The sequence below is a fragment of the Burkholderia vietnamiensis LMG 10929 genome (assembly GCF_000959445.1).
Lineage (GTDB): Bacteria > Pseudomonadota > Gammaproteobacteria > Burkholderiales > Burkholderiaceae > Burkholderia > Burkholderia vietnamiensis.
Genome location: NZ_CP009631.1, coordinates 592,058 through 613,784 on the forward strand (window position 1 = coordinate 592,058; position 21,727 = coordinate 613,784).

Below are 21,727 nucleotides of genomic sequence, written 5' to 3' on the forward strand. Positions count from 1 at the left end.
CGCGGCGGTCGCCGGCCGACCATTGGCCGAAAGGCAGATGAGGCGCGCGCCGGCACGCCCGCCAAGCCGGAAACGGCAGACGACATCTCGCTCGCCCGACACACTCCGAACGCCTGGAGCACCAGCCCACAACGCCGGCAAGATCGTAAGCGCTTCGATAAAATCGGACGAATCCAGCCAGCGCCGCGCGCCCATCCATCGCCCCACCCGAGAGCGTCCCGTGTCCGAATCTTCGTCCCGATCCCCGTCCGACTTCGCCGCGCCGCCCGACGCGCATCGCGCGCTCGCGTTGCCGGTTCGCCGGCGCGCCCGCACGGCCACGATGGCGCTGTTCTTCGTGGCGGGCATGATGTACGCGTCGTGGGGCGTGCATGTCCCGACCGTGCGCGACAAGTTCGAGCTCAGCCCCGGACTGCTGTCGGTCGCGTTGTTCGCGGTCGCGGGCGGCTCGATCGCCGCGATGCTGACGATCGCGCGCTGGATCGCGCGCGTCGGCTCGCGCACCGCGTGCCTGACCGGCGGGCTCGTGATGTCGGCCTGCGCGGCGCTGATCCTCGTCGTGCCCGAGTACTGGATGCTCGTCGCCGCGCTCGCGCTGTTCGGCTTTTCGATGGCCACGCTCGACGTCGCGATGAACGCCGAGGCGAGCGCCGTCGAGATCGCGCTCGGCAGGCCGATCATGTCGGCGCTGCACGGAATGTTCAGCCTCGGCGGGATGGCCGGGGCGGCGGCCGGCGGCGCGCTGCTGTCGGCCGGCATGGCGCCGGCCGTGCACCTCGCGCTCGCGGCAGCCGTCTGTGCGGCGGTGCTGCTGGCCGCGAGCCCCGCGGTGCTGCCGCACATCCCGCATCACGAAGCGGCACACGGCGGCGGCAACCGCTGGCGCTCGCCCGCGCTGTGGATGCTCGGCGGCATCGCGCTGGTTGCGTTGATCGCCGAAGGCGCGATGTACGACTGGGCGACCGTCTATATGCGCGACGTCGTCGCGGCGAGCCCCGCGCTCGCGAGCGCCGCGTATGCGGCGTTCTCCGGCGGGATGGCGCTCGCGCGCTTCGCCGGCGACGCGGTGCGCGCCCGCTTCGGCGCGCCGCAGCTCGTGTTCGCGAGCGCGTCGCTCGGCTGCGCGGGCATGGTCGGCGCGCTGTTGCTGCCGAATCCGATCGCGGTGCTGACCGGCTTCACGCTGATGGGCCTCGGCCTCGCCAACCTGATGCCGGTGCTGTTCGCGGCCGCGGCGCGCGTCGAAGGCATTCACGCGGCCGAAGGGCTCGCGCACGTCGCCGGGCTCGCGTATTTCGGCTTGCTGTTCGGCCCGGTCGTGATCGGTGCGGTCGCGCAGGCAGCGAACCTGACGGCCGCGCTGTCGGTCGTCGCGATCTGTGCGGCGCTCGTCGCGGCGGTCGCGCCGAAGGTGCTCGCGCATCTGAAGATCTGAGCGCCCGCCGCGCACCGCCCAAAAAGAAAGCGCGCCTGCGTTTCCGCAGGCGCGCTTTCACCCCTCCGTCGGCCGCTTGTCGGCTTACATCTTCACTTCGTCGAGCAGCGTCTTCTTGCCGCTCTTGTAGTTGTACAGCGAGATCACGCCGTGCTGCAGGTCGCCCTTCGAGTCGAAGGTCGTCGTGCCGATCACGCCGGTGTACTTCGTCGCCGGCATTGCCGCGAGGATCTTCGCCGGATCCGTCGAGTTCGCGCGCTTCATCGCGTCGGCGATGATGTACACGGCGTCATACGTGAACGGTGCGTAGATCTGGATCGGCTGGCCGAAACGCTTCTCGTACTTCGCCTTGAACGCGGCGCCGCCCGGCATCTTCTCGAGCGATGCACCGGCTTCCGAGCACACGATGTTGTCGGTCGCTTCGCCGGCCAGATCGGCCAGCTTTTCCGTGCAGACGCCGTCGCCCGCGAAGATCTTCGCGCGCAGGCCGAGCTGCTTCGCCTGCTTCGCGAACGGACCGCCGGTGGCGTCCATGCCGCCGTACATGATCGCATCCGGATTCTCACCCTTGATCTTGGTCAGAATCGCGCGGAAGTCGACCGCCTTGTCGTTGGTCGCGTCGTGCGACAGCACCTTCAGGCCGAGCGCCTTGGCCTTCTTCTCGAACTCGTTCGCGAGACCCTGGCCGTATGCGGTCGAATCGTCGACCACCGCTACGCTCTTGATGCCCTTCGAGTGCGCGTAGTTCGCGAGTGCCGGGCCCTGCTGCGCGTCGGTCGCGACCACGCGGTAGGTGGTCTTGAAGCCTTGCTGCGTGTAGGCCGGGTTGGTCGCCGACGGCGAGATCTGCACGATGCCCGCGTCGCTGTAGATCTTCGATGCCGGGATCGTCGTGCCCGAATTCAGGTGGCCGACCACCGCGACGACCTTGTCGTCGACCAGCTTCTGCGCAACCTGCGTGGCCTGGCGCGGGTCGGCCGCGTCGTCCTGCGCGTCGAGTTGCAGCGTGATCTTCTGGCCGCCGATCGTGAGACCCTTGGCGTTGATCTCTTCGACAGCGAGACGCGCGCCGTTTTCGTTGTCCTTGCCCAGGTGTGCAATGCCGCCCGTCAACGGCGCGACGTGGCCGATCTTGACGACTTGATCGGCGGCCGCGTTGCTTGCAGCTGCAGCACACAGCATCGCAGCTGCGGTGATCGGCAACAGCTTTTGCATCTTGATATTCATGTAAGTCTCCAGTTTCGGTCCCATAAAACGCCATCGCCCGGTGCCCCGCTGCCATCCCTGTGTTTGCATCACTGGACGATTCGCCGGGTGCATCGTTCATGCACTTGGCCTCAAGCACGTGAAAACAGCCGCTTTTAGCCGCCGCCCGCCCGTACTTGCGCGCAAGTGTAGGTGATCAAATTAATTTGTGGGACTTTTTTGAGGTAGTGGTAACACTACCGATACGGGCGCTTTCGAGCGCTTCCTCGAATATCGCTGCAAGCCAAGCCGGATAAGGGTTTCCGATAGTTTCGCCCGCGCCGTTGCGACGGCATTTCAGTGCGTCGTCGCGCGTTTCGATTCTGTATTTTTTGCGCTGGATCATTGAATGAAACGCGCGTGACGATACGCGCGTCTGCACAATGCTCGAGCAACGGTTGCGCCGCATCCTCGATGTGCAGCCGCACCGCGCGGGCCGTGACGGTTCGCTGCGCGCGGCCCGCGCACCGCTTCATGCGGCCATCGCGCGCCATTCGGCGTCGAGCGCGTCGACGAGTTGCGCAGCGCTCAGCGCCGCGTCGCGTCGTCGCGTGAGCGGCGCGCCCTGCCCGGCCCACAGCGACAGATAGTCGCCGTCGTTGGCGCGGGCAGCCGCCTGGCGCAGCGGCTGGGTCAGCGCGTTCTGCACCGGATACGGCGGCACCTCGGCCACATGCTCGCCGAGTCGCGCCATCAGCGTGTTGCGCAAGCCGCGCGCATGGCGCCCGGTGATCGCGCGCGTGACCTGCGTCGAGGTATCGGCGCTCGCGCGCACCCGCGCCTTCCAGTCCGCCGCGATCGCGCTTTCCGCACAGGTGAGGAACGCGGTGCCGAGCTGCGCGGCCTGCGCGCCGAGTGCGAGCGCCGCGGCGATGCCGCGGCCGTCCATGATGCCGCCGGCCGCAAGCACCGGCAGGCCGGTCGCATCGACGAGTTGCGGCACCAGCGCGAACGTGCCGATCAGCGCGTCGTCGGCCGAGCCGATGAAGGTGCCGCGATGGCCGCCGGCCTCGGCGCCCTGCGCGGCCAGCGCGTCGGCGCCGGCCGCCTGCCATGCGAGGCCCTCGGCCACGTGCGTCGCGGTGCCGATCACGTAGGTGCCGGCCGCCTTCAGGCGCGCGACGTCGGCGGCGTCGAGCACGCCGAACGTGAAGCTCGCGACCGGCACGCGCAACGCGACGAGCGCATCGAGTTGCGCGCGGAAGTCGGGCGCGTAGCGCACGGGCGCCGCGCCGGGCGGCAAACCGAGCGCCGCGTTCAGCGGATCGATCGCGGCGAGTGCGCGCGCAACCGTCGCCGCGTCGGGCGACGCGGGCTGCAACACGAACAGGTTCACGGCGAACGCGCGCGCGGTCGCCGCGCGAATCGCCGCGACTTCGGCGACGAGCCGCTCGGGCTCGAACGCGCCGCACGCGAGGCTGCCGAGCGCGCCCGCATTGGATGCGGCCGCGACCATCGCGGCGGTGCTTGCGCCGACCATCGGTGCCTGCACGAGCGGCAGACGCAGGCCGAAACGCTCGGCGAACGGAGTGGAAAAGATACGGGCGGGCATGGCGGAATCCTTCGATGACGATGCGAGAAAGCGCTTTGTAATGGGATATGCGTCGACTTTATCGAAGCCGCGCTGCACCGAAAAATGAATAATCGAGATCGAAACGATCGCTGCGGGAGAAGCGGCGGGGAGTGGCTCGACACGCGGCTCGACAAACGACTCGGGACGCAGGAGGCCCTTCGAAAGCGCGTCGACAAGAGGGCCGGCCAAGCGCAACAGCGGTCCCGAGCATCTGCCGCAAAACCGAGGAAGCCACCCGCGCGCCCATCTCTGCGGCGCCCTGCACCACCCCCCGATTGATGGCACACTAGGCCGCCCTCTCTTACCCGCGGCGCGCACCGCGCGCCCGCTCGCCAGGAGTTCACACGTGACAGCCCAATGGATCGACATTCCGACCGGTAACGACAGCTTCGGCGGCTACCTCGCACTCCCCAAGCGCGGCACCGGCCCCGCCGTCGTCATCATCCAGGAGATCTTCGGCGTGAACGCGCACATCCGCGCGGTCGCCGACCAGTACGCCGCCGACGGCTTCGTCGCGCTCGCGCCCGACGTGTTCTGGCGCACGCAGCCGCGCGTCGAGCTGACCTACGACGGCGCCGATCGCGACAAGGGCATCGAGCTGATGAAGAAGACCGACATCGGCCTCGCGGTAGCGGACATCGGCGCGGCCGCCGACGCATTGCGCGCACGCGCGGACGTCGCCGGCAAGGTCGCGGCGATCGGCTACTGCTTCGGCGGCCAGCTCGCCTACCGCGCGGCGGCGGCCGGCACGGTCGACGCGGCGGTCGCCTATTACGGCGGCGGCATCCAGAATGCGCTCGACCTCGCGGATAAAGTCACGCAGCCGATCCTGTTCCACTACGCGGAGAACGACCACGCGATCCCGCTCGACGCGGTCGAGCAGGTGAAAGGCGCGTTCGCGGGCCGCGGCAACGCCTCGTTCCACGTGTACCCCGACGCGAGCCACGGCTTCAACTGCCCGGATCGCGCGTCGTACCATCAGCGCGCGTCGGCGCTCGCGCACGGCCGCACGCTGACGTTCCTCGCCGAACAGCTGTAGTCGCAGCCGGCGGCCCCGGCACGCCGCGGCCGCGTTATCCTCGCTCGATCGTCACGCGTCACAACGGGGGTGAGCGCGATGCAGTCGGACTATCTCGGATATGACGCGATCGGCCTCGCCGCGCTGGTGCGCGAGCGCGCCGCGAGCCCGCGCGAACTGCTCGACGCCGCGATCGCGCAGGCCGAAGCCGTCAACGGCGCGATCAACGCGATCGTGCTGCAGGACTACGACGCCGCGCGCCAGCGCGCCGAAGCGGCCGCCGGCGCCGACGCGCCGTTCGCCGGCGTGCCGTATCTCGTCAAGGATCTGTCCGCGGCGGTGGCCGGGTTGCCGATGTCGATGGGCAGCCGGCACTACCGCTACTTCGTGCCCGCCGACGATTCGCCGCTGATCGCGCGCAGCCGCGCCGCCGGACTCAACGTGTTCGGCAAGACCAACACGTCGGAACTCGGCCAAATGCCGTACACCGAGCCCGCGCTGTTCGGCGCGTGCCGCAATCCGTGGAACCTCGATCACACGCCGGGTGGCTCGAGCGGCGGCGCGGCCGCGGCCGTCGCGGCCGGCATCGTGCCGCTCGCGCATGCATCCGACGGCGGCGGCTCGATCCGCATCCCCGCGTCGTGCTGCGGGCTGTTCGGGCTGAAGCCGAGCCGCAATCCGCTGCTGGTCGACCAGCCGTCGAACGGCGAACTGGTGGTGCAGCACGCGGTGTCGCGCAGCGTGCGCGACAGCGCGCTGCTGCTCGACGTGACGACCGGACAGACGCTGCCGCCCGGCGCGCCCGGCACCTTTCTCGGCGAACTCGACACGCCGCCCGGCCCGCTGCGCGTCGGGCTGGTGGTCGATCCGATGCTCGCGCCGGCGCTCGCCGACGACACGCGCGCGGCGCTCGCCGATGCGGCCGCGCTGCTCGAATCGCTCGGCCATCACGTGGAACCCGCGACGCTGCACCTCGACCATGCACGCGTGGCCGAAACCTTTCTGACGCTGTGGGCGACGATCGCCGACGAGCTCGTGCTCGGCGCGCGCACGCTCACCGGGCGCACGCCGCACCGCTCGGAATTCGAGCCGGCGACGTGGGCGATGGCCGTGGTCGGCCGGCGCGTCGCCCGCGCGCGGCTGCACGACGTGCTCGAATGGCAGCGCCAGCTGACCGTGCAGGTGGCCGGCCTCGTGTCGCGCTACGACGTGATCCTGTGCGCGACGCTCGCGGGGCCGCCGGTGCGGATCGGCGAGCTGCAGCCGAGCGCCCTCGAAACCGCGCAGATGAAGCTGCTCGGCGCGCTGCCGGTGAAGCCGCTGTTGCGCGCGATGCTCGCGCGGGCGTCGCAGAAGGCGTTCGCATGGGCCGGCTGCACCGAGCTGTTCAACCTGACCGGACAGCCGGCGATGTCGGTGCCGCTCTACTGGAACGCGCGCGGTCTGCCGATCGGCGTGCAGTTCGCCGCGCGCCACACCGACGAAGCCTTGCTGCTGAAGCTCGCGCGCCAGCTCGAACAGGCGCGGCCGTGGTTCGACCGTCGGCCGCCGCTGATGCAGGCGCAGCGCTGAGCGCGCCCGGCCCGCACCGGCGCACCGGCGCGCGGCGATAAAAAAGCCCCGCCGGCTTGACCGACGGGGCTGTCGCGTGCGCGCGTCTGGCTGCGCTCACATCGTCAGGCGTTCGCAGATGGTGCGCGTCGCGGCCGCCGCGTTCAGCGTGTAGAAGTGCAGCCCCGGCACGCCCGCATCGATCAGGCGCTGGCACAGGCCCGTGACGACGTCGGCGCCGAACGCGCGGATCGCGTCGCGATCGTCGCCGAAGCTCTCGAGCCGGCGCGCGACCCAGCGCGGCACTTCCGCGCCGCACATTTCCGAGAAGCGCATCAGTTGCGAGAAGTTCGTGATCGGCATGATGCCCGGCACGATCGGCACGTCGACGCCGAGCTTGCGCGCATCGTCGACGAAGCGGAAGTACGCGTCGGCGTTGAAGAAGTACTGCGTGATCGCCGAATTCGCGCCGGCCTTCACCTTGCGCGCGAAGTTCTGCAGATCGGCCGCGGGCGAGCGCGATTGCGGGTGGTATTCCGGATAGCCGGCGACTTCGATGTGGAACCAGTCGCCGTGCTCGGCGCGGATGAAGCTGACGAGCTCGGACGCATAGCGCAGCTCGCCGACCTCGCCCATCCCCGACGGCAGGTCGCCGCGCAGCGCGACGATGTGCCGGATGCCGTGCGAGCGGTACTGGTCGAGGATCGCGCGCAGGCTGTCGCGCGACGAGCCGATGCACGACAGGTGCGGCGCGGCCTCGAGGCCGTCCTTCTGCATGTCGAGCACGGTGTCGAGCGTGCCCTGCTGCGTCGAGCCGCCGGCGCCGAACGTCACGGAGACGAATTTCGGCTTCAGCGGCAGCAGCTGCGCACGCGTCGCGCGCAGCTTCTCGACGCCGTCCGCCGTCTTCGGCGGGAAGAATTCAAACGAGAGTTCGATCGGTTTCATGATTCGCAAGAGTGGGCGCGGCCGTCAGCCGATGTCGCGCTGCCCGAAGATCAGCGCCGACAGCAGCCACGACACGATGCTGTACAGGATCGAACCGAAGAACGCCGACCAGAACCCCGACACCTCGAACCCCTTCAGCAGCGACGACGCGAACCAGAAGCACAGCGCGTTCACGACGAGGATGAAGACCCCGAGCGTGACGATCGTGACCGGCAGCGTCAGCAGGATCAGCACCGGACGGATCACCGTGTTGATCAGGCCGAGCACGACCGCGACGATCAGCGCGGTGCCGAAGCTCTTGATGTGGATCGACGGCACGAGGTACGTGATGATCAGCAGCGCGAGGGCGTTGATGACCCAGGTGAGGATGACGCTCATGGAGGGCTCCGGTTCGGTTGTCGATCTGGACGGTCAGTGCATCGGGTCGGCGCCGCCGGCCGCGCCGCGCGCGAGCGCACGCGGCGTGACGAGCGGCGCTCCGGCGCCGCGCCGCCGCACCGCGCACGGCCGAAACGGCACGCACGCGGCGCGGCGGCGGCGGTGCATCAGTAGCGGTAGTGGTTCGGCTTGAACGGGCCGTCCTTCTCCACGCCGATGTACGCGGCCTGCTCGTCGGACAGCACGGACAGGTTCGCGCCGATGCGCGCGAGGTGCAGGCGCGCAACCTTCTCGTCGAGATGCTTCGGCAGCACGTAGACCTTGTTCTCGTACTGTTCGCCGCGCGTGAACAGCTCGATCTGCGCGAGCGTCTGGTTCGCGAACGAGTTCGACATCACGAACGACGGGTGGCCGGTCGCGCAGCCGAGGTTCACCAGGCGGCCTTCGGCCAGCAGGATCACGCGCTTGCCGTCCGGGAAGATGATGTGGTCGACCTGCGGCTTGATGTTTTCCCACTGGTACTGGCGGGTCGACGCGACGTCGATTTCCGAGTCGAAGTGACCGATGTTGCAGACGATCGCGTTGTGACGCATCGCCTTCATGTGATCGTGGTTGATCACGTGGTAGTTGCCGGTCGCCGTCACGAAGATGTCGGCCTTGTCGGCCGCGTATTCCATCGTCACGACGCGGTAGCCTTCCATCGCCGCCTGCAGCGCGCAGATCGGATCGATTTCGGTGACCCACACGGTCGCGCCCAGGCCGCGCAGCGACTGCGCGCAGCCCTTGCCCACGTCGCCGTAGCCCGCGACGACCGCGACCTTGCCCGCGATCATCACGTCGGTGGCGCGCTTGATGCCGTCGACGAGCGATTCGCGGCAGCCGTACAGGTTGTCGAACTTCGACTTGGTGACCGAGTCGTTCACGTTGAACGCCGGGAACGGCAGGCGGCCGTCCTTTTCCATCTGGTACAGGCGGTGCACGCCCGTCGTCGTCTCTTCGGTCACGCCCTTGATGTGCGCGAGGCGCTTCGAGTACCAGTTCGCGTCGATGTCGAGGTGCTTCGCGATCGACTTGTACAGCGCGACTTCTTCCTCGTTGGTCGGCTTCGCGATCACCGAACGGTCCTGCTCGGCCTTCGAGCCGAGGATCAGCAGCAGCGTCGCATCGCCGCCGTCGTCCAGGATCATGTTCGCGAATTCGCCGTTCGGCCATTCGAAGATGCGGTGCGAGAACTCCCAGTATTCGTCGAGCGATTCGCCCTTGAACGCGAACACCGGCGTGCCGGTCTCGACAATCGCGGCGGCCGCGTGGTCCTGCGTCGAGAAGATGTTGCACGAGGCCCAGCGGACTTCGGCGCCGAGCGCCTTCAGCGTCTCGATCAGCACGCCGGTCTGGATCGTCATGTGCAGCGAACCGGCGATGCGCGCGCCCTTCAGCGGCTGCTGCGCCTTGTATTCGTCGCGAATCTGCACGAGGCCCGGCATTTCGGTCTCGGCGATGTTCAGCTCCTTGCGGCCCCAGCCGGCAAGCGCCATGTCGGCGACGACGTAATCGTTGGAAACTTGCGAATCGATAATGGCGTTCATCACGCCCTCCTTTCTAAAAAAGTTCTAGAAATTGGTGACGTGAGCGCCGTTCAGGAAGCGGAGCCGGCGCGAATTTCGCCGCACGGCTGCTTGGTGAAGCTTTCCGAGCCTGGCGGACACAGGCGGTCCGTCGCAACGCTCCTCGGAAAACGGGAAGGATTGTAGCAAATCGTGGCGAGAAATGGGGGGTTGGGCGGGCGGCCGCACGCGCGGCGTCGGCGCGCGCGACGCCCGCCGCTGCCGCTCAGTTCTCCGCGCCGACCCACGCCTGCTCGCGCAGCCGCGCGCGCAGGCGCGCGACCGCCTGGCTGTGCAGCTGGCACACGCGCGACTCGCTCACTTCGAGCACCGCGCCGATCTCGCGCAGATTCAGCCCGCGCTCGTAGTACAGCGACATCAGCAGCTTCTCGCGCTCGGGCAGCCGGTCGATCGCATCGACCAGCGCGCCGCGCAGATGGTCGTCGAGCAGCGCCGACAGCGGATCGGCGTGATCGACGCGATAGCGGTCGAGGAACGGCTCGTCGTCGGCCGCGCGGTCGAAATCCTCGTAGTAGATCAGCTGGCTGCCGTGCAGGTCCTGCAGCATCTCCTGATATTCGTCGAGCGGCATCTTCAGGTGCTGCGCGATCTCGGCCTCGCTCGCCGAGCGGCCGAGCTGCTGCTCGACCTGGTGCACCGCGTGTTCGACCTCGCGCGACGTCTTGCGCAGGCTGCGCGGCAGCCAGTCGTTGCTGCGCAGCTCGTCGAGCATCGCGCCGCGGATGCGCTGGGTCGCGTAGGTTTCGAACTGCGCGCCCTGGTCTTCCTTGTAGCGGCCGGCCGCGTCCATCAGGCCGATCATGCCGGCCTGGATCAGGTCGTCGAGGTCCACGCTCGCCGGCATCTTCGCGACGAGCTGCAGGCCCAGGCGCCGCACGAGCGGCGCGTATTGCGCGAGCACGTCGGCCTGGGTCATCTTTCCTTGAGCGTTGTACATCATGGCTCTCTCCTTGCGGTGGCGCTCACGCGGCGTGCGCCGCACCGGCCTCGTAAGACGGCTTGCCGCCCCCGTGCACGGCGCGGCCGGAGCCGGGGCGCGGGCGCATCGGCCAGTACAGCAGGTCGCCGGCGATCTGCCGGTAGTCGCGCGCGGCGACCGACGACGGGAACGCGTCGACCGCGGTATGCATCAGCTCGCGCGCGTGCTCGACGAGCGGATCGGCGCTCACGCAGCCGGCATCGGCGATCGACACCGTCAGGTAGCGGCTCGCGACGCCCGCGAGGTTGTCGAAGGCGGTCTTCGCGTCCGCGTGGCTGCCGACGTGATTGGTCAGCACGCGGAACTGCGCGACCGCGTGCGCGAAATGCAGGCGCTTCATGCACGCGTATGCCTCGGTGATCGCCTGCGCGGCCACGCGCGTGACGATCAGCACGTCGTGCGCCTCGCGCGCGAGCGCGGAGAACGCGCCGTCCGCGCCGAGCTGCGCATCGACCAGCACGATGTCGGCCTGGCCGTCGACGAAGTCGCTCAGCTGCTCGTCGCTGTAGCCGTCGCGTGCGAAGCCCGCGGCCGCGCACAGCGCGAAGCCGGCCGGCGTACGCGTGCGGTCGCCGTCGCGCAGCCATGCGCCCGCGAGCGTCGCCGTGGCCGAATGCACGTCGGTGCGCTCGTCGACGACGAGCACGTCCTTGCCCAGCGCGCTCAGCGCCGCTGCCAGATTCACGACGGCCGCCGTGCAGCCGACGCCCAGCGGGCCGCCCGTCACCGCGACGATGCGCGACGCCCGCCCGGCCAGCAAGCGCCGGAGTCCTTCGGCCTGGTCGATGATCCGTTTATCCAAATCGCACCTCGTGCAGTTCGGCGGTGGACCGCGCGGTCAGCGCGGACAGCAGCGTCGGCATGTCCTCGTCCTGCGGCACGAACGGCGAGCCGTCGCGCGGCACGCAGAACGCGCTCTTCAGCAGGAACCGGGTCGACGCGACGTACAGGTTTTCCGGCACCTTCTGGCCGGTCGACACGTAGTGGACCGGCAGCTTGTAGCGGATCACCGTGTCGAGCACGCCGCCGAGATGGGTCGCCTCGTCGAGCTTGGTCAGGATGCAGCCGGCCAGATCGGGCGTCGGCCCGTGCGGATGCTCGCCCGCGCTGCGGTAGGCCTGAACGACTTCGTTGAGCGTGTCGCCGTGGCTCGTCGCGTTCAGCAGCAACAGGCGCTGCACCGGTGCGTTCGCGCCGTGCAGCATCGCGATCTGGTCGGACAGCGCGCGATCGCGCTGGCTCATGCCGATCGTGTCGATCAGCACGATGTGCTTGTTGCGCAGCTCGGACAGCGCGAGCGCGAGGTCGCCCGCGTCCTTCACCGCATGCACCGGCACGCCGAGGATCTTGCCGAAGATGCGCAATTGCTCGTGGCCGCCGATCCGGTAGCTGTCGGTGGTCAGCAGCGCGACCTTGCTCGCGCCGAAGCGCATCACGCAGCGCGCGGCGAGCTTCGCGGTGGTGGTGGTCTTGCCGACGCCCGTCGGCCCCATCAGCGCGAACACGCCGCCGCGCTCCATCAGCGCGTCTTCGCTTTCGAGCACCGGCAGGTTGGCGGCGAGTACCGATTGCGCCCATTCGGCCGCCTGTTCGAAGCTCCGCGCGCCGTCGCCGGACGGCAGGTTGTCGACCAGCATCCGCACCAGCTGCGCGGAAAAGCCGGCCGAGAACAGATGCTTGGTCAGCGCGCCGTGCACCGGGCTGCGGCGCTGGCGGTCATGCCACATCAGGCTGTCGAACTGCTCCTCCATCATCCCGCGCATCGCGCCGAGCTCGTTCATCACCGTGTCGTTGACGATGCTTTCGATCCGCACCTTCACCGCATCGGCCACCGCGGCGGCCGCATCGGCGGGCAGGCGCGTGCGCTCGGCCGGCTTCTCGGCGCGGGCGTCGTTCGCACGCGCAGGCGGCGCCATCCGGCGCTCGGCATCGCGCACGATGTCGCGCGCCCAGCCGGCCGGCGCCGCGGGTGCCGCGTCGTGGCGTGCACGCGTGGGCGCGGCGGGCGCGGCCGGCGCGCCCTGCAGGCGGGCGTTGAGCGCTTCGCGCTGCTGCGTGAGGCGCTTCGCATGCTCGACGAGCCATGCGGCCGGTTCGGCCGGCGCTGCGGCGGGCGCGCCGGCGGCCGGCGCCGACGCCGGCTCGGCCGACGACGCTGCCGCGGCGCTCGACTGCGCCTCGGCGTGGTGGGCGGCATCGAAGGCGGCCGCTTCGGACGTCTGGATCGTGTCGGCGCTCGCGCCGAACACCGACGAGAACACGTCGGGCAGCCCGCCGTCGCCGGCTGCGTAGGGATTGACGGCCGGATTGACGACCGGGCGCGGGAACGTCGCGCCGGGGCGCGTCACGATGCCCGGCACGGCGGCGGCCGGCACCGATTCCGGCATGCGCGGCACGGCGGCGCGCACGCGTGCGGCGGCCTGCGGCGCGACCGCGGCGAGATCCGAGTCGGCGAGTGCGACGATTTCGACGCTGCCGTCATCGAGCGTGCGGTTCGACAGCACGACGGCATCGGCGCCGAGTGCCTCGCGCACGAGACGCAGCGCGTCGCGGCTCGTCGCGCCGGTGAATTTGCGAATGTTCAAGCGGAACCCCCGATGACGTTAACGACTTTGATCGTGCGTGTGTCCGGCACTTCGGCGTACGACAGCACTTTCAGTTGCGGCAGGCTGCGGCGCAGGAAGCGCGCGAGCATCGCGCGCAGCGCGTGCTGCACCAGCAGCACCGGCGGCAGCCCGAGATTCTGTTGACGCAGCATCGCCTGTTGCGTGCCGGTCAGAAGGTTGTGCGCGAGGCCGGGCTCGAGGCCCGGGTTCGCGCCGGTCGCGAGCGCCTGCGACAGCACGCGCTCGAGATTCGAGTCGAGGCCCATCACCTGCATCTCGCCCGCGCCCGGATACCACTGCTGCGTGATCGCACGGCCGAGCGACAGGCGCACCGCGGCGGTGATCTCGTACGCGTCGCCGCGGCCCGCGTGCTCGGACACGGACTCGAGGATCGTGCGCATGTCGCGGATCGGCACGCCTTCCTCGAGCAGGTTCTGCAGCACTTTCTGCAGCGTGGTGAGCGAGATCGTCTTCGGGATCAGGTCCTCGACGAGCGACGGCGCGTCCTTGCCGGTGCGCTCGACGAGCGACTGCACTTCCTGACGGCCGAGCAGCTCGGCCGCGTGCTGCACCACCAGATGGTTCAGGTGCGTCGCGACCACCGTGCTCGCGTCGACCACGGTGTAGCCGTACACCTGCGCCTGTTCGCGCATCGCGACGTCGATCCACACGGCCGGCAGCCCGAACGCCGGGTCCTGCGTCACCGCGCCGGGCAGCGCGGCCGTCACCTGGCCGGGGTTGATCGCGAGCCACTGGCCCGGGAACACTTCGCCCGCGCCGATCTCGACGCCCTTCAGCGCGATCCGGTATGCGTTCGGCCGCAGCTCGAGGTTGTCGCGAATGTGGATCACCGGCGGCAGGAAGCCGATCTCCTGCGCGAACTTCTTGCGGATGCTCTTGATGCGCTTGAGCAGCTCGCCGTCGCTGTTCTTGTCGACCAGCGGAATCAGCCGGTAGCCGACTTCGAGGCCGAGCGGGTCGATCAGCTGCACGTCGTCCCAGGTCGCCTCGTGGCTGTCGCTCGGCAGCGCGGCGGGCGGCGCGATCTCGGTCACGTCGCCGGCCGCCTTGCGGGCCGCCGCGCGGCGCACCTGCGTGCGCGCCAGCCAGATCGCGCCGCCGCCGAGGGCGAGGAACGCGAAGTGCGGCATGCCGGGGATCAGGCCCATCAGCACGATGATCGCGCCGGTGATGGTCAGCACGCGCGGGTTGGTGAACAGCTGGCCGGTGATCTGCGTGCCGATGTCCTCGTCGGTCGCGACGCGCGACACGATCACGCCGGCCGCCGTCGAAATCACGAGCGACGGGATCTGCGCGACGAGGCCGTCGCCGATCGTCAGCAGCGTGTAGTTGGTGCCGGCCGCCGCGAAGCTCATGTCGTGCTGGACCATCCCGACGATCAGCCCGCCGATCACGTTGATCGCCATGATGATCAGGCCGGCGATCGCGTCGCCGCGCACGAACTTCGACGCGCCGTCCATCGACCCGTAGAACTCGGCTTCCTGCGCGACGGCCTGGCGGCGCTTGCGCGCCTGCTCTTCGTTGATGAGGCCCGCGTTGAGGTCGGCGTCGATCGCCATCTGCTTGCCGGGCATCGCGTCGAGCGTGAAGCGCGCGGACACTTCGGCGATCCGCCCCGCGCCCTTCGTGATCACCATGAAGTTGATGATCATCAGAATCACGAACACGACGATGCCGACCGCGAAGTTGCCGCCGACCAGGAAGTGCCCGAACGCCTCGATCACCTGGCCGGCCGCGTCGGGGCCGGTGTGGCCTTCGAGCAGCACGACGCGGGTGGATGCGACGTTCAGCGACAGGCGCAGCAGCGTCGAGAACAGCAGCACGCTCGGGAACGCGGCGAAGTCGAGCGGCTTCATCGTGTACATGCTGACGAGCAGCACCATCACCGACAGCGCGATGTTGAAGGTGAACAGCAGATCCAGCAGCAGCGGCGGCAGCGGCAGGATCATCATCCCCAAAATCATGCAGATGAGGACCGGGCCCGCGAGGCCGCGCAGGTTCGCGCCGGCGAACGGGTTCGGGCGCTTCGCGAACAGGCCGGTGGTCGGAGTGCTCATGCCGCGTTTCCTTGCTTGCCGAGCGCGTCCTCGGCTTCTTCACGCGCGTCGTCGGCCGATACCGACGCGCCCTTGTCCAGCTCGGCCGGCACGTCGATGTCGACGGGCGCGGCGGGGAACGCGCCGCCTTCCGAGCGGAAGCGCTTCAGCTGATAGACCCACGCGAGCACCTCGGCGACGGCCGAGTAGAGCGAGCCGGGAATCTCGCGTTCGAGTTCGACGTTGTGATACAGCGCACGCGCGAGCGGCGGCGCCTCGAGCAGCGGCACGTTGTGCTCGGCCGCGAGCTCGCGGATGCGCGCGGCGACGAGGTTCACGCCCTTCGCGACGACCTTCGGCGCACGCATCTCGCCGTCGGTGTATTGCAGCGCGACCGCGAAGTGCGTCGGGTTGGTGACGACCACGTCGGCCTTCGGCACGGCGGCCATCATCCGGCGCCGCGCGATCGCGCGCTGCTGCTGGCGGATGCGGCCCTTCACGTGCGGATCGCCTTCGTTCTCGCGATGCTCGCGCTTCACTTCTTCCTTCGTCATGCGCAACTTCTTGTTGTACTGCCAGAGTTGGTAAGGCACGTCGAGACCGGCCAGCACCAGCATCCCGGCGACCGTCGTGCCGCAGCACACGGCGACCAGATGCAGCGCATCGGCGAGCGCCGCGCCGAGCGGCTGGGTCGCGAGGCCGAGCAGCTCGTCCTTGCTGCGCCAGATCGCGACTCCGCCGATGCCGCCGACGACCATCGTCTTGGCCACCGACATCGCCAGCTGGATCGGCCCCTGGATCGAGAACATGCGGCCGAGGCCCGCGATCGGGTCGAGGCGGTCGAACTTCAGCTCGAACGTCTTCTGCGAGATCAGCCAGCCGCCGAGCGCCATCGGCGCGAGCAGGGCGGCGAGGCCCGTGAGGGCGAGGATCGGCAGCACCGCGGCGAGGCCTTCGGCGCTCGCCGTGCCGGCGGCCGACAGCATCCGGTGCGTGTCGAACGCGGTCGCGCGGTCGAAGGTGAACGCACTGCGCAGCATCGTCTGCAGATGGGCGCCCGACGGCCCCGACACGAGCCACGTGCCGTAGAACCCGGCCGCGAGCAGCGCGAACGAAGCCAGCTCGCGCGAACGCGCGACCTGCCCCTCCTCGCGCGCCTTCTCGCGGCGTCTCGGAGTGGCGGCTTCGGTTCTGTCGAGATCGCTCTCGTCTGCCACGGGGCCTCCAGTCGGGTACGGCGAAATGCCGTTTTCCAGTGACACCGATTATTCATGCGCGCGTCAAACGCCGATCGGTCGAGCAAAGCCGTGAAAGGGGGGTATTTCGGGGAATCGGGTGAGGGCGTGCGGCAGGCGGTGGGCGGCGGGGGTTCGGCGATGGATGGGGGGATGCTGCGGCGGCGGGACACGCGTTCGCGGGTGGGCGATGCGGGGGAAATGCGGTGGGGATGGAGGGAGCCGAGGGTTGGCGGGCCGGCTAAGGCGGCTAAGGCGGCTAAGGCGGCTGAGGCGGCTGAGGCGGCTGAGGCGGCGGTGGGCGGTGGGAGCGGACGGCGGGCGGACCGGAGTATTTAAGCCTGAGCCAGCGACCGAATCACCGCCCCAGCGTTGGTCTGCGTGTTGGCCCCGGCGCGAGCCGGAGCCCAACCCGCCCGGAACCGGCCGCCAGGCCGCCCCCGGCCCCGCTCAGACAGCCGGGATCGGATCCGGACCGTAGCGGTTCGGGCCCTCGGTGCCGCGCGCGCACATCCACACGAGCAGCACGATCGCGCCGACGAGCGGGATGAGCGTGATCAGCACAAACCAGCCGGAGCGGTCCGTATCGTGCAGGCGGCGCACGGTGACCGCGAGGCTGGGCAATACCAGCGCAAGCGACGCGAGCGCGACGACGACCATCAGCAGCATCGCGATCGCGCTCGGGTCCTCGGCGGCCGCGGCGACCACCTGACAGACGATCGACACGATGCCCGTGAGCAACGCGAAATACCAGTATTCCGCGCGGCGCGCACGGCCGTCGAATTTTGCGTATTGATTGAGTGCGGAACGCACGGCTTCACCGAAATTCATTTTATTGCCCTCTCGTTTTATATCGTCGACCCCGGAAACAACGAAGGCATTATAAATATCAAGTTCCGCGCATTGCATCTCTTTTCGCGCATCGCTCAGTGCTTGCCGCACTTGCCGCGCCGGCGCTCCGGGAGAACCGCCAGCCGCACGCCCCGCCGCGCTTATAATCGCCGCGCCGCGCGACGAATAACCGAAAGTTAATCCACAATTCGATTACGGCAGCATGAAACGCTGCACAGCCGATAATCGGCTCGCCGATGCCGCGACGGATTTACCGCCCATTCGCAACAGGCATGCCACCAGCATCGCGCACGGGCCTGAAACGGCGCAGCAAATCGCCGTGCCGCCGCTAACCGGCCGCCGCCTGCTCCAGCACGCTCAGATCGAGCTTCTTCATCCGCAGCACCTGCGCCATCACGCGCTCGGCGCGCGCCGGGTCGCCGGCCATCAGCTCGGGCATCTGCACGGGCACCACCTGCCACGACACGCCGAAGCGGTCGCGCAGCCAGCCGCACTGCTGCGCGCGCTCGTCGCCGCCCTCGGCGAGCGCGGCCCAGTAGCGGTCGATCTCGCGCTGGTCGCGGCAGTTGACGACGAACGACACGGCCGGCGTCAGCGGAAAGGCGGGGCCGCCGTTCAGCGCGAGGAACGCCTGGCCGTCCAGCTCGAACGAGACGGTCATCACCGCGCCCTCGGCCTGCCCGGCCGCCTGCGCACCCGCTTTGCCGTAGCGCGCGACGTCGACGATGCGCGCGTTGTCGAACACCGACACGTAAAAGCGGGCGGCCGCCTCGGCGTCGCGGTCGAACCACAGGAACGGCGTGATGCGCTGGATACGCTGAGTCATGGCAGTGCCTCCTCGATGTCGTCCCGGCATCGGCGCCGGTCTTATATCGTAGGCGCTGCGCGGCGGTGGCGCGGCGCCGCGCTCCGTAGCACGCCCGGTGCCCGCGCAATGAGAAAGGGGGCGATCGCTCGCCCCCTTTCCGGTCATCGCCAGCCGCGCGCGTTCAGAACGCGACGTAAGGCTGCGCGCCGCCGCTGGCCGTCTTGTCCATCCCGAAGTAGATGGTCTTGCCGTAGAAGTGCGGCATGCCGAGGTCGAGCCAGCCGCTCGGACCGAACGGGCCGGCGATGTCGTTGTAGACGAACGTCGACGGCGCCGCGAACAGCGCATCCGCATTCCCCACCGGCATCGACACGCCACCGCTCGCGCCGTTCTTGCCGGTCAGCGTCGCCGAATAGGTGACCGTCGACGACGGGCAGTAGAACTGCGTGTTGGTCGAGCACGTCGTCTGCGCCGCATCGTTGAAGAAGTACGCGTTCGAGCCGGTATCGAAGAACGCGGTCACGCTGCTGCCGAGGAAGGTCGCATCGACGTCGCCGGCGCTCGTCGACGTCAGCTGCGTCGATGCGCCGAGCGCGTTGTTGCTCTGCGTGCCGATCCCGAACGTCAGCAGGCCCGTCGCGCTGCCCTGCCCGCTGTTCGACACGGTCGGCATCTGCACGATCACGCCGTTGTTGTCGGTCGCGAAGTGATGGACCGGGTTCGCGACCTGTTGCGACGTCGGCACGAGCGCGACCGTGCAGCTCGCGTTGCCGTTCGGGCACGCGTAGTAGTTGCTGTAGGTCGTCGACGTCGCGCAGCTCGTGCAGTCGAGCGGTGCCGGCCCGATGCCGAGGATGCCGTTCGCGCCGAGATCGCCGGTCGTGTTCGCCGAGGTCCGCGCGCCGTTGTTCGAGCACGAGGCCGGCACGTTGGCCGTGCCGAGGTCGCCGATGATCTGCACCGGCAGCGCAGGCGCCTGCTCGGTGCCGATCGACAGATCGACGGTGCGCAGCGAGCCCCACGTGTAGCTCGACACGAACTTGCCGCACTCGGCCACCGGCGCGCCGCCGCTGGTGATCTGCGGCAGGCCGTTCAACACGCCCGACGTCAGCGCGCTGCTGACGAGTCGCAGCCCGTACGACGCGGTGTCGACGAGCACGTTGTTGACCACCTGGCAGGTCGACGTGCCGGGCACGCAGATCTTCACATTGACCGTCGGGATGTTGATCACCCGCGCGGCGCCCGGGCCGACCGTGATCACGGCCGTGTTCGCGGTATTGCCGTCGGACACGTTGGAGCCGCCGCCACTGCTGCCGCCGCTACCGCCGCCGCTGGTGCTGCCGCCACTGTCGCCGCCGCCGCCGCATGCGGTGACGAGCATCGCCGTCGCGGCGGCCAGGCCCAGCACGCCGAGCCAGCGCTTGAAGGTACGAGAAATGTTCAAGGTCGCTCTCCCGCCGTCACTGGATGTCGTTGCCGGTCAGCCCGGCCGGCAATGCCGCGGGCAGCCATGCCTGGCCCGCGAACGAGCCCATGTGGCCGCCGGTGCGGATCACGAGGCCGCTGGTCGCGACCGACACGGGCGCGCGCCAGCCGTGCGCCGCGTGCGCCGCCTGCACGCCCGCCGTGTACTGCGGGAAATAGCTGCCGAGCAGCGATTCGAGGTCCGGCATGCTCGGCCCGCGCCATGCGAGCCCGAACACGCTGCCGGCCGCGCTGGTGTATTCGTGGATGACGGTGCCCGACCCGAGCGTGATCTCGCGCACGGTGTATGCGGCCGCGCTCGGCTGCACGACGCCGTCGGCGGAGCGCATCGCGCGCTGCAGCGCGCGCACGGTGGCGGCATGATCGTCCGCCGGCGGCGACATCGGTGCGCCGCCCAGTTCGGCATGTGCGTGGATCGACCACAGCACACCCGTTGCAGCCGCCGCATGCGCGACGGCCCAGCCCAAGCGTTTCAGTTTCACATTCCCCCCCAAGGGACTGGCTTCGTCGCCGCGATACCGAACCGTCCGGCACCGCCGGCCACGAATTGGAGTCTTCACAATGACGCTTCATTGCTGCTGACGCGTAGTATGCCTGCGGAGTATGTCGGAATGTCAAATGGGTGCCGCATGATGCGTCGCAGCATGTCGCGCGAGGCAGGGCAAGGCGAAGCGATGCCGCGCGGCGATCCGGGCGATGTGAATACCGCGCATGCGCGCCGCACCGGGCCGCTCCATGCAACGGAGGGGCCGCGGGCGCGATGGGTGTGCCCGGTCAGAAACCGAGGCTGGCGAGCAGATCGTCGACCTGCGCCTGATCCTGCACGACGTCGGACTTGCCTTCCGGCGCGATCTGCGGGCCGTTCAGCAACGACGCGGGGCTGCCGGTCGAGCTGACCTGCTCGGCGGCGAGCGCGGCGGCGGTGGCCGCGAACTGCTCGCGCCGCTCCGGGGCGATGTTCTCGACGAGCACGGTCAGCAGTTGCTGCTCGATCAGATAGACCATGTCCATGATCTTCTTGATCACCTGCCCGGTCAGATCCTGGAAGTCCTGCGCGAGCATGATCTCGAGCAATTGCGCGCTCGTCGCCGAGGCGGCCTCGGGCAGCGTGTGCAGGAACGTGCGCGTGTCGTCCATCAGCTCGCGCACTTCCGCGTGTTCGATCGGCGCCGCGTACCACTGCGCCCAGCGCGCGTCGAGTGCCTCGGCTTCGTTCTGGATGCGCTCCTGCACCGGCTTCGCGATCTCGATCGCGTTCAGCACGCGCTCGGCCGCCTGCTCGGTCATCGTCGCGACGTAGCGCAGCCGGTCGCGGGCGTCGGGCACGGCTTCCGCCGCGCGCTCGACGTGCTTGTCGAGCCCGAGCTCACGCATCGAATCGCGCAAGGCGCGCGTGACCTGGCCGATGCGCGCGAGGATCCTGTCGCTCGCGAAATCGGCGCCTTCGGCATGGCCGTCGGCGTTGATCGCCGCGCCGGCGAGCGCCGCATGGATCGGCTCGTTCACGTCAGCTCCCGGCCTTGGCCATCTTGTCGATGATCTTGTTCAGCTTCTCGTCGAGCGTCGCGGCTGTGAACGGCTTCACGACGTAACCGCTCGCGCCGGCCTGCGCCGCCGCGATGATGTTCTCCTTCTTCGACTCGGCCGTGACCATCAGCACCGGCAGGTGCGTGAGCGTCGCGTCCGCGCGGATTTCCTTCAGCATCGCGAGGCCGTCGAGGTTCGGCATGTTCCAGTCCGAGATCACGAAGTCGAAGCCGCCGCCGCGCAGCCGCGCGAGGCCGGCCGCGCCGTCTTCGGCTTCGTCGACGTTCGTGTAGCCGAGCTCCTTGAGCAGGTTGCGGACGATCCGGCGCATCGTCGGGAAATCGTCCACCACCAGGATTTTCATGCTCTTGTCCATCGTCGTTCCTTTGCAGATTCGTTACCGTC

19 protein-coding genes and 1 riboswitch are annotated in these 21,727 nt (G+C 69.1%); of the genes, 3 read left to right on the forward strand and 16 right to left on the reverse strand.

The genetic code is table 11. From position 1 onward, the window contains the following. Positions 1-220 precede the first annotated feature (220 nt). Complete coding sequence (locus AK36_RS12735; protein ID WP_045578604.1) at positions 221-1,435, forward strand: MFS transporter; 1,215 nt, start codon at positions 221-223, stop codon at positions 1,433-1,435. An 84-nt stretch (positions 1,436-1,519) separates the two neighbouring features. Here the strand turns inward: AK36_RS12735 and AK36_RS12740 are convergent, their stop codons facing one another. Both AK36_RS12740 and AK36_RS12745 read right to left on the reverse strand, forming a co-directional pair. Further along, positions 1,520-2,662, reverse strand: coding sequence for a branched-chain amino acid ABC transporter substrate-binding protein (locus AK36_RS12740; protein WP_011882928.1), 1,143 nt, complete (start codon positions 2,660-2,662; stop codon positions 1,520-1,522). A gap of 490 nt (positions 2,663-3,152) precedes the next feature. Next, positions 3,153-4,232, reverse strand: a complete 1,080-nt coding sequence (locus AK36_RS12745; protein ID WP_045579418.1) for an NAD(P)H-dependent flavin oxidoreductase — start codon at positions 4,230-4,232, stop codon at positions 3,153-3,155. Between the two features lie 367 nt (positions 4,233-4,599). Here AK36_RS12745 and AK36_RS12750 point away from each other — a divergent pair, with 367 nt between their 5' ends. Continuing rightward, a complete protein-coding gene (locus tag AK36_RS12750; RefSeq protein ID WP_034192931.1) occupies positions 4,600-5,292 on the forward strand; it encodes a dienelactone hydrolase family protein in 693 nt (230 codons plus the stop codon). Positions 5,293-5,370: 78 nt separating this feature from the next. Then, positions 5,371-6,843 (forward strand): amidase, encoded by a 1,473-nt coding sequence (locus tag AK36_RS12755; protein ID WP_045578605.1) that lies wholly within the window; start codon positions 5,371-5,373, stop codon positions 6,841-6,843. A 96-nt stretch (positions 6,844-6,939) separates the two neighbouring features. Here AK36_RS12755 and metF read toward each other — a convergent pair whose 3' ends face one another. The 14 genes from metF to cheY form a co-directional block, all read right to left on the reverse strand. Beyond that, positions 6,940-7,770: a methylenetetrahydrofolate reductase [NAD(P)H] gene (metF, locus tag AK36_RS12760; protein WP_011882924.1), complete on the reverse strand. Its 831-nt coding sequence runs from the start codon at positions 7,768-7,770 to the stop codon at positions 6,940-6,942. A gap of 24 nt (positions 7,771-7,794) precedes the next feature. Then, positions 7,795-8,148: a phage holin family protein gene (locus tag AK36_RS12765; protein WP_011882923.1), complete on the reverse strand. Its 354-nt coding sequence runs from the start codon at positions 8,146-8,148 to the stop codon at positions 7,795-7,797. Positions 8,149-8,315: 167 nt separating this feature from the next. Continuing rightward, positions 8,316-9,734, reverse strand: coding sequence for an adenosylhomocysteinase (gene ahcY, locus AK36_RS12770; protein WP_011882922.1), 1,419 nt, complete (start codon positions 9,732-9,734; stop codon positions 8,316-8,318). Positions 9,735-9,768: 34 nt separating this feature from the next. Continuing rightward, positions 9,769-9,884, reverse strand: a riboswitch (S-adenosyl-L-homocysteine riboswitch). A gap of 94 nt (positions 9,885-9,978) precedes the next feature. Then, entirely contained in the window at positions 9,979-10,713 is a 735-nt protein-coding gene (locus AK36_RS12775) for an RNA polymerase sigma factor FliA (RefSeq protein ID WP_011882921.1), read from the reverse strand. A 22-nt stretch (positions 10,714-10,735) separates the two neighbouring features. Next, positions 10,736-11,554 (reverse strand): MinD/ParA family ATP-binding protein, encoded by an 819-nt coding sequence (locus tag AK36_RS12780; protein ID WP_011882920.1) that lies wholly within the window; start codon positions 11,552-11,554, stop codon positions 10,736-10,738. After that, a complete protein-coding gene (gene flhF / locus AK36_RS12785; RefSeq protein WP_045578606.1) occupies positions 11,547-13,337 on the reverse strand; it encodes a flagellar biosynthesis GTPase FlhF in 1,791 nt (596 codons plus the stop codon). The genes AK36_RS12780 and flhF overlap by 8 nt, the downstream gene beginning before the upstream one ends. Further along, positions 13,334-15,436 carry a flagellar biosynthesis protein FlhA gene (gene flhA, locus AK36_RS12790; protein WP_034192934.1) on the reverse strand — a complete coding sequence of 701 codons (2,103 nt, stop codon included), beginning with the start codon at positions 15,434-15,436 and terminating at the stop codon, positions 13,334-13,336. The genes flhF and flhA overlap by 4 nt, the downstream gene beginning before the upstream one ends. Then, a complete protein-coding gene (gene flhB / locus AK36_RS12795; RefSeq protein WP_011882917.1) occupies positions 15,433-16,632 on the reverse strand; it encodes a flagellar biosynthesis protein FlhB in 1,200 nt (399 codons plus the stop codon). Before flhB ends, flhA begins: the two co-directional genes overlap by 4 nt. A 468-nt stretch (positions 16,633-17,100) precedes the next feature. Beyond that, complete coding sequence (locus AK36_RS12805; RefSeq protein WP_346268761.1) at positions 17,101-17,592, reverse strand: DUF805 domain-containing protein; 492 nt, start codon at positions 17,590-17,592, stop codon at positions 17,101-17,103. A gap of 238 nt (positions 17,593-17,830) precedes the next feature. Then, positions 17,831-18,328 carry a VOC family protein gene (locus AK36_RS12810; protein WP_011882915.1) on the reverse strand — a complete coding sequence of 166 codons (498 nt, stop codon included), beginning with the start codon at positions 18,326-18,328 and terminating at the stop codon, positions 17,831-17,833. 163 nt (positions 18,329-18,491) lie between these two features. Then, on the reverse strand, positions 18,492-19,754 hold the full coding sequence (locus tag AK36_RS12815; protein ID WP_045578608.1) for a DUF3443 domain-containing protein: 1,263 nt from the start codon (positions 19,752-19,754) through the stop codon (positions 18,492-18,494). A 16-nt stretch (positions 19,755-19,770) separates the two neighbouring features. After that, a complete protein-coding gene (locus tag AK36_RS12820) occupies positions 19,771-20,277 on the reverse strand; it encodes a DUF2844 domain-containing protein (protein WP_011882913.1) in 507 nt (168 codons plus the stop codon). Positions 20,278-20,569: 292 nt separating this feature from the next. Beyond that, complete coding sequence (gene cheZ, locus AK36_RS12825) at positions 20,570-21,301, reverse strand: protein phosphatase CheZ (RefSeq protein ID WP_011882912.1); 732 nt, start codon at positions 21,299-21,301, stop codon at positions 20,570-20,572. 1 nt (position 21,302) lies between these two features. Beyond that, positions 21,303-21,698: a chemotaxis response regulator CheY gene (cheY, locus tag AK36_RS12830; protein WP_006754880.1), complete on the reverse strand. Its 396-nt coding sequence runs from the start codon at positions 21,696-21,698 to the stop codon at positions 21,303-21,305. Between the last annotated feature and the right edge of the window lie 29 nt (positions 21,699-21,727).

Bases quoted from the DNA above. Each gene is read 5' to 3' on its own strand.
- AK36_RS12775 (WP_011882921.1), bottom strand. From the start codon at position 10,713: ATGATGTACAACGCTCAAGGAAAGATGACCCAGGCCGACGTGCTCGCG.
- ahcY (WP_011882922.1), bottom strand. From the start codon at position 9,734: ATGAACGCCATTATCGATTCGCAAGTTTCCAACGATTACGTCGTCGCC.
- AK36_RS12740 (WP_011882928.1), bottom strand. From the start codon at position 2,662: ATGAATATCAAGATGCAAAAGCTGTTGCCGATCACCGCAGCTGCGATG.
- cheY (WP_006754880.1), bottom strand. From the start codon at position 21,698: ATGGACAAGAGCATGAAAATCCTGGTGGTGGACGATTTCCCGACGATG.
- AK36_RS12745 (WP_045579418.1), bottom strand. From the start codon at position 4,232: ATGCCCGCCCGTATCTTTTCCACTCCGTTCGCCGAGCGTTTCGGCCTG.
- AK36_RS12765 (WP_011882923.1), bottom strand. From the start codon at position 8,148: ATGAGCGTCATCCTCACCTGGGTCATCAACGCCCTCGCGCTGCTGATC.
- AK36_RS12755 (WP_045578605.1), top strand. From the start codon at position 5,371: ATGCAGTCGGACTATCTCGGATATGACGCGATCGGCCTCGCCGCGCTG.
- metF (WP_011882924.1), bottom strand. From the start codon at position 7,770: ATGAAACCGATCGAACTCTCGTTTGAATTCTTCCCGCCGAAGACGGCG.
- flhA (WP_034192934.1), bottom strand. From the start codon at position 15,436: ATGAGCACTCCGACCACCGGCCTGTTCGCGAAGCGCCCGAACCCGTTC.
- AK36_RS12810 (WP_011882915.1), bottom strand. From the start codon at position 18,328: ATGACTCAGCGTATCCAGCGCATCACGCCGTTCCTGTGGTTCGACCGC.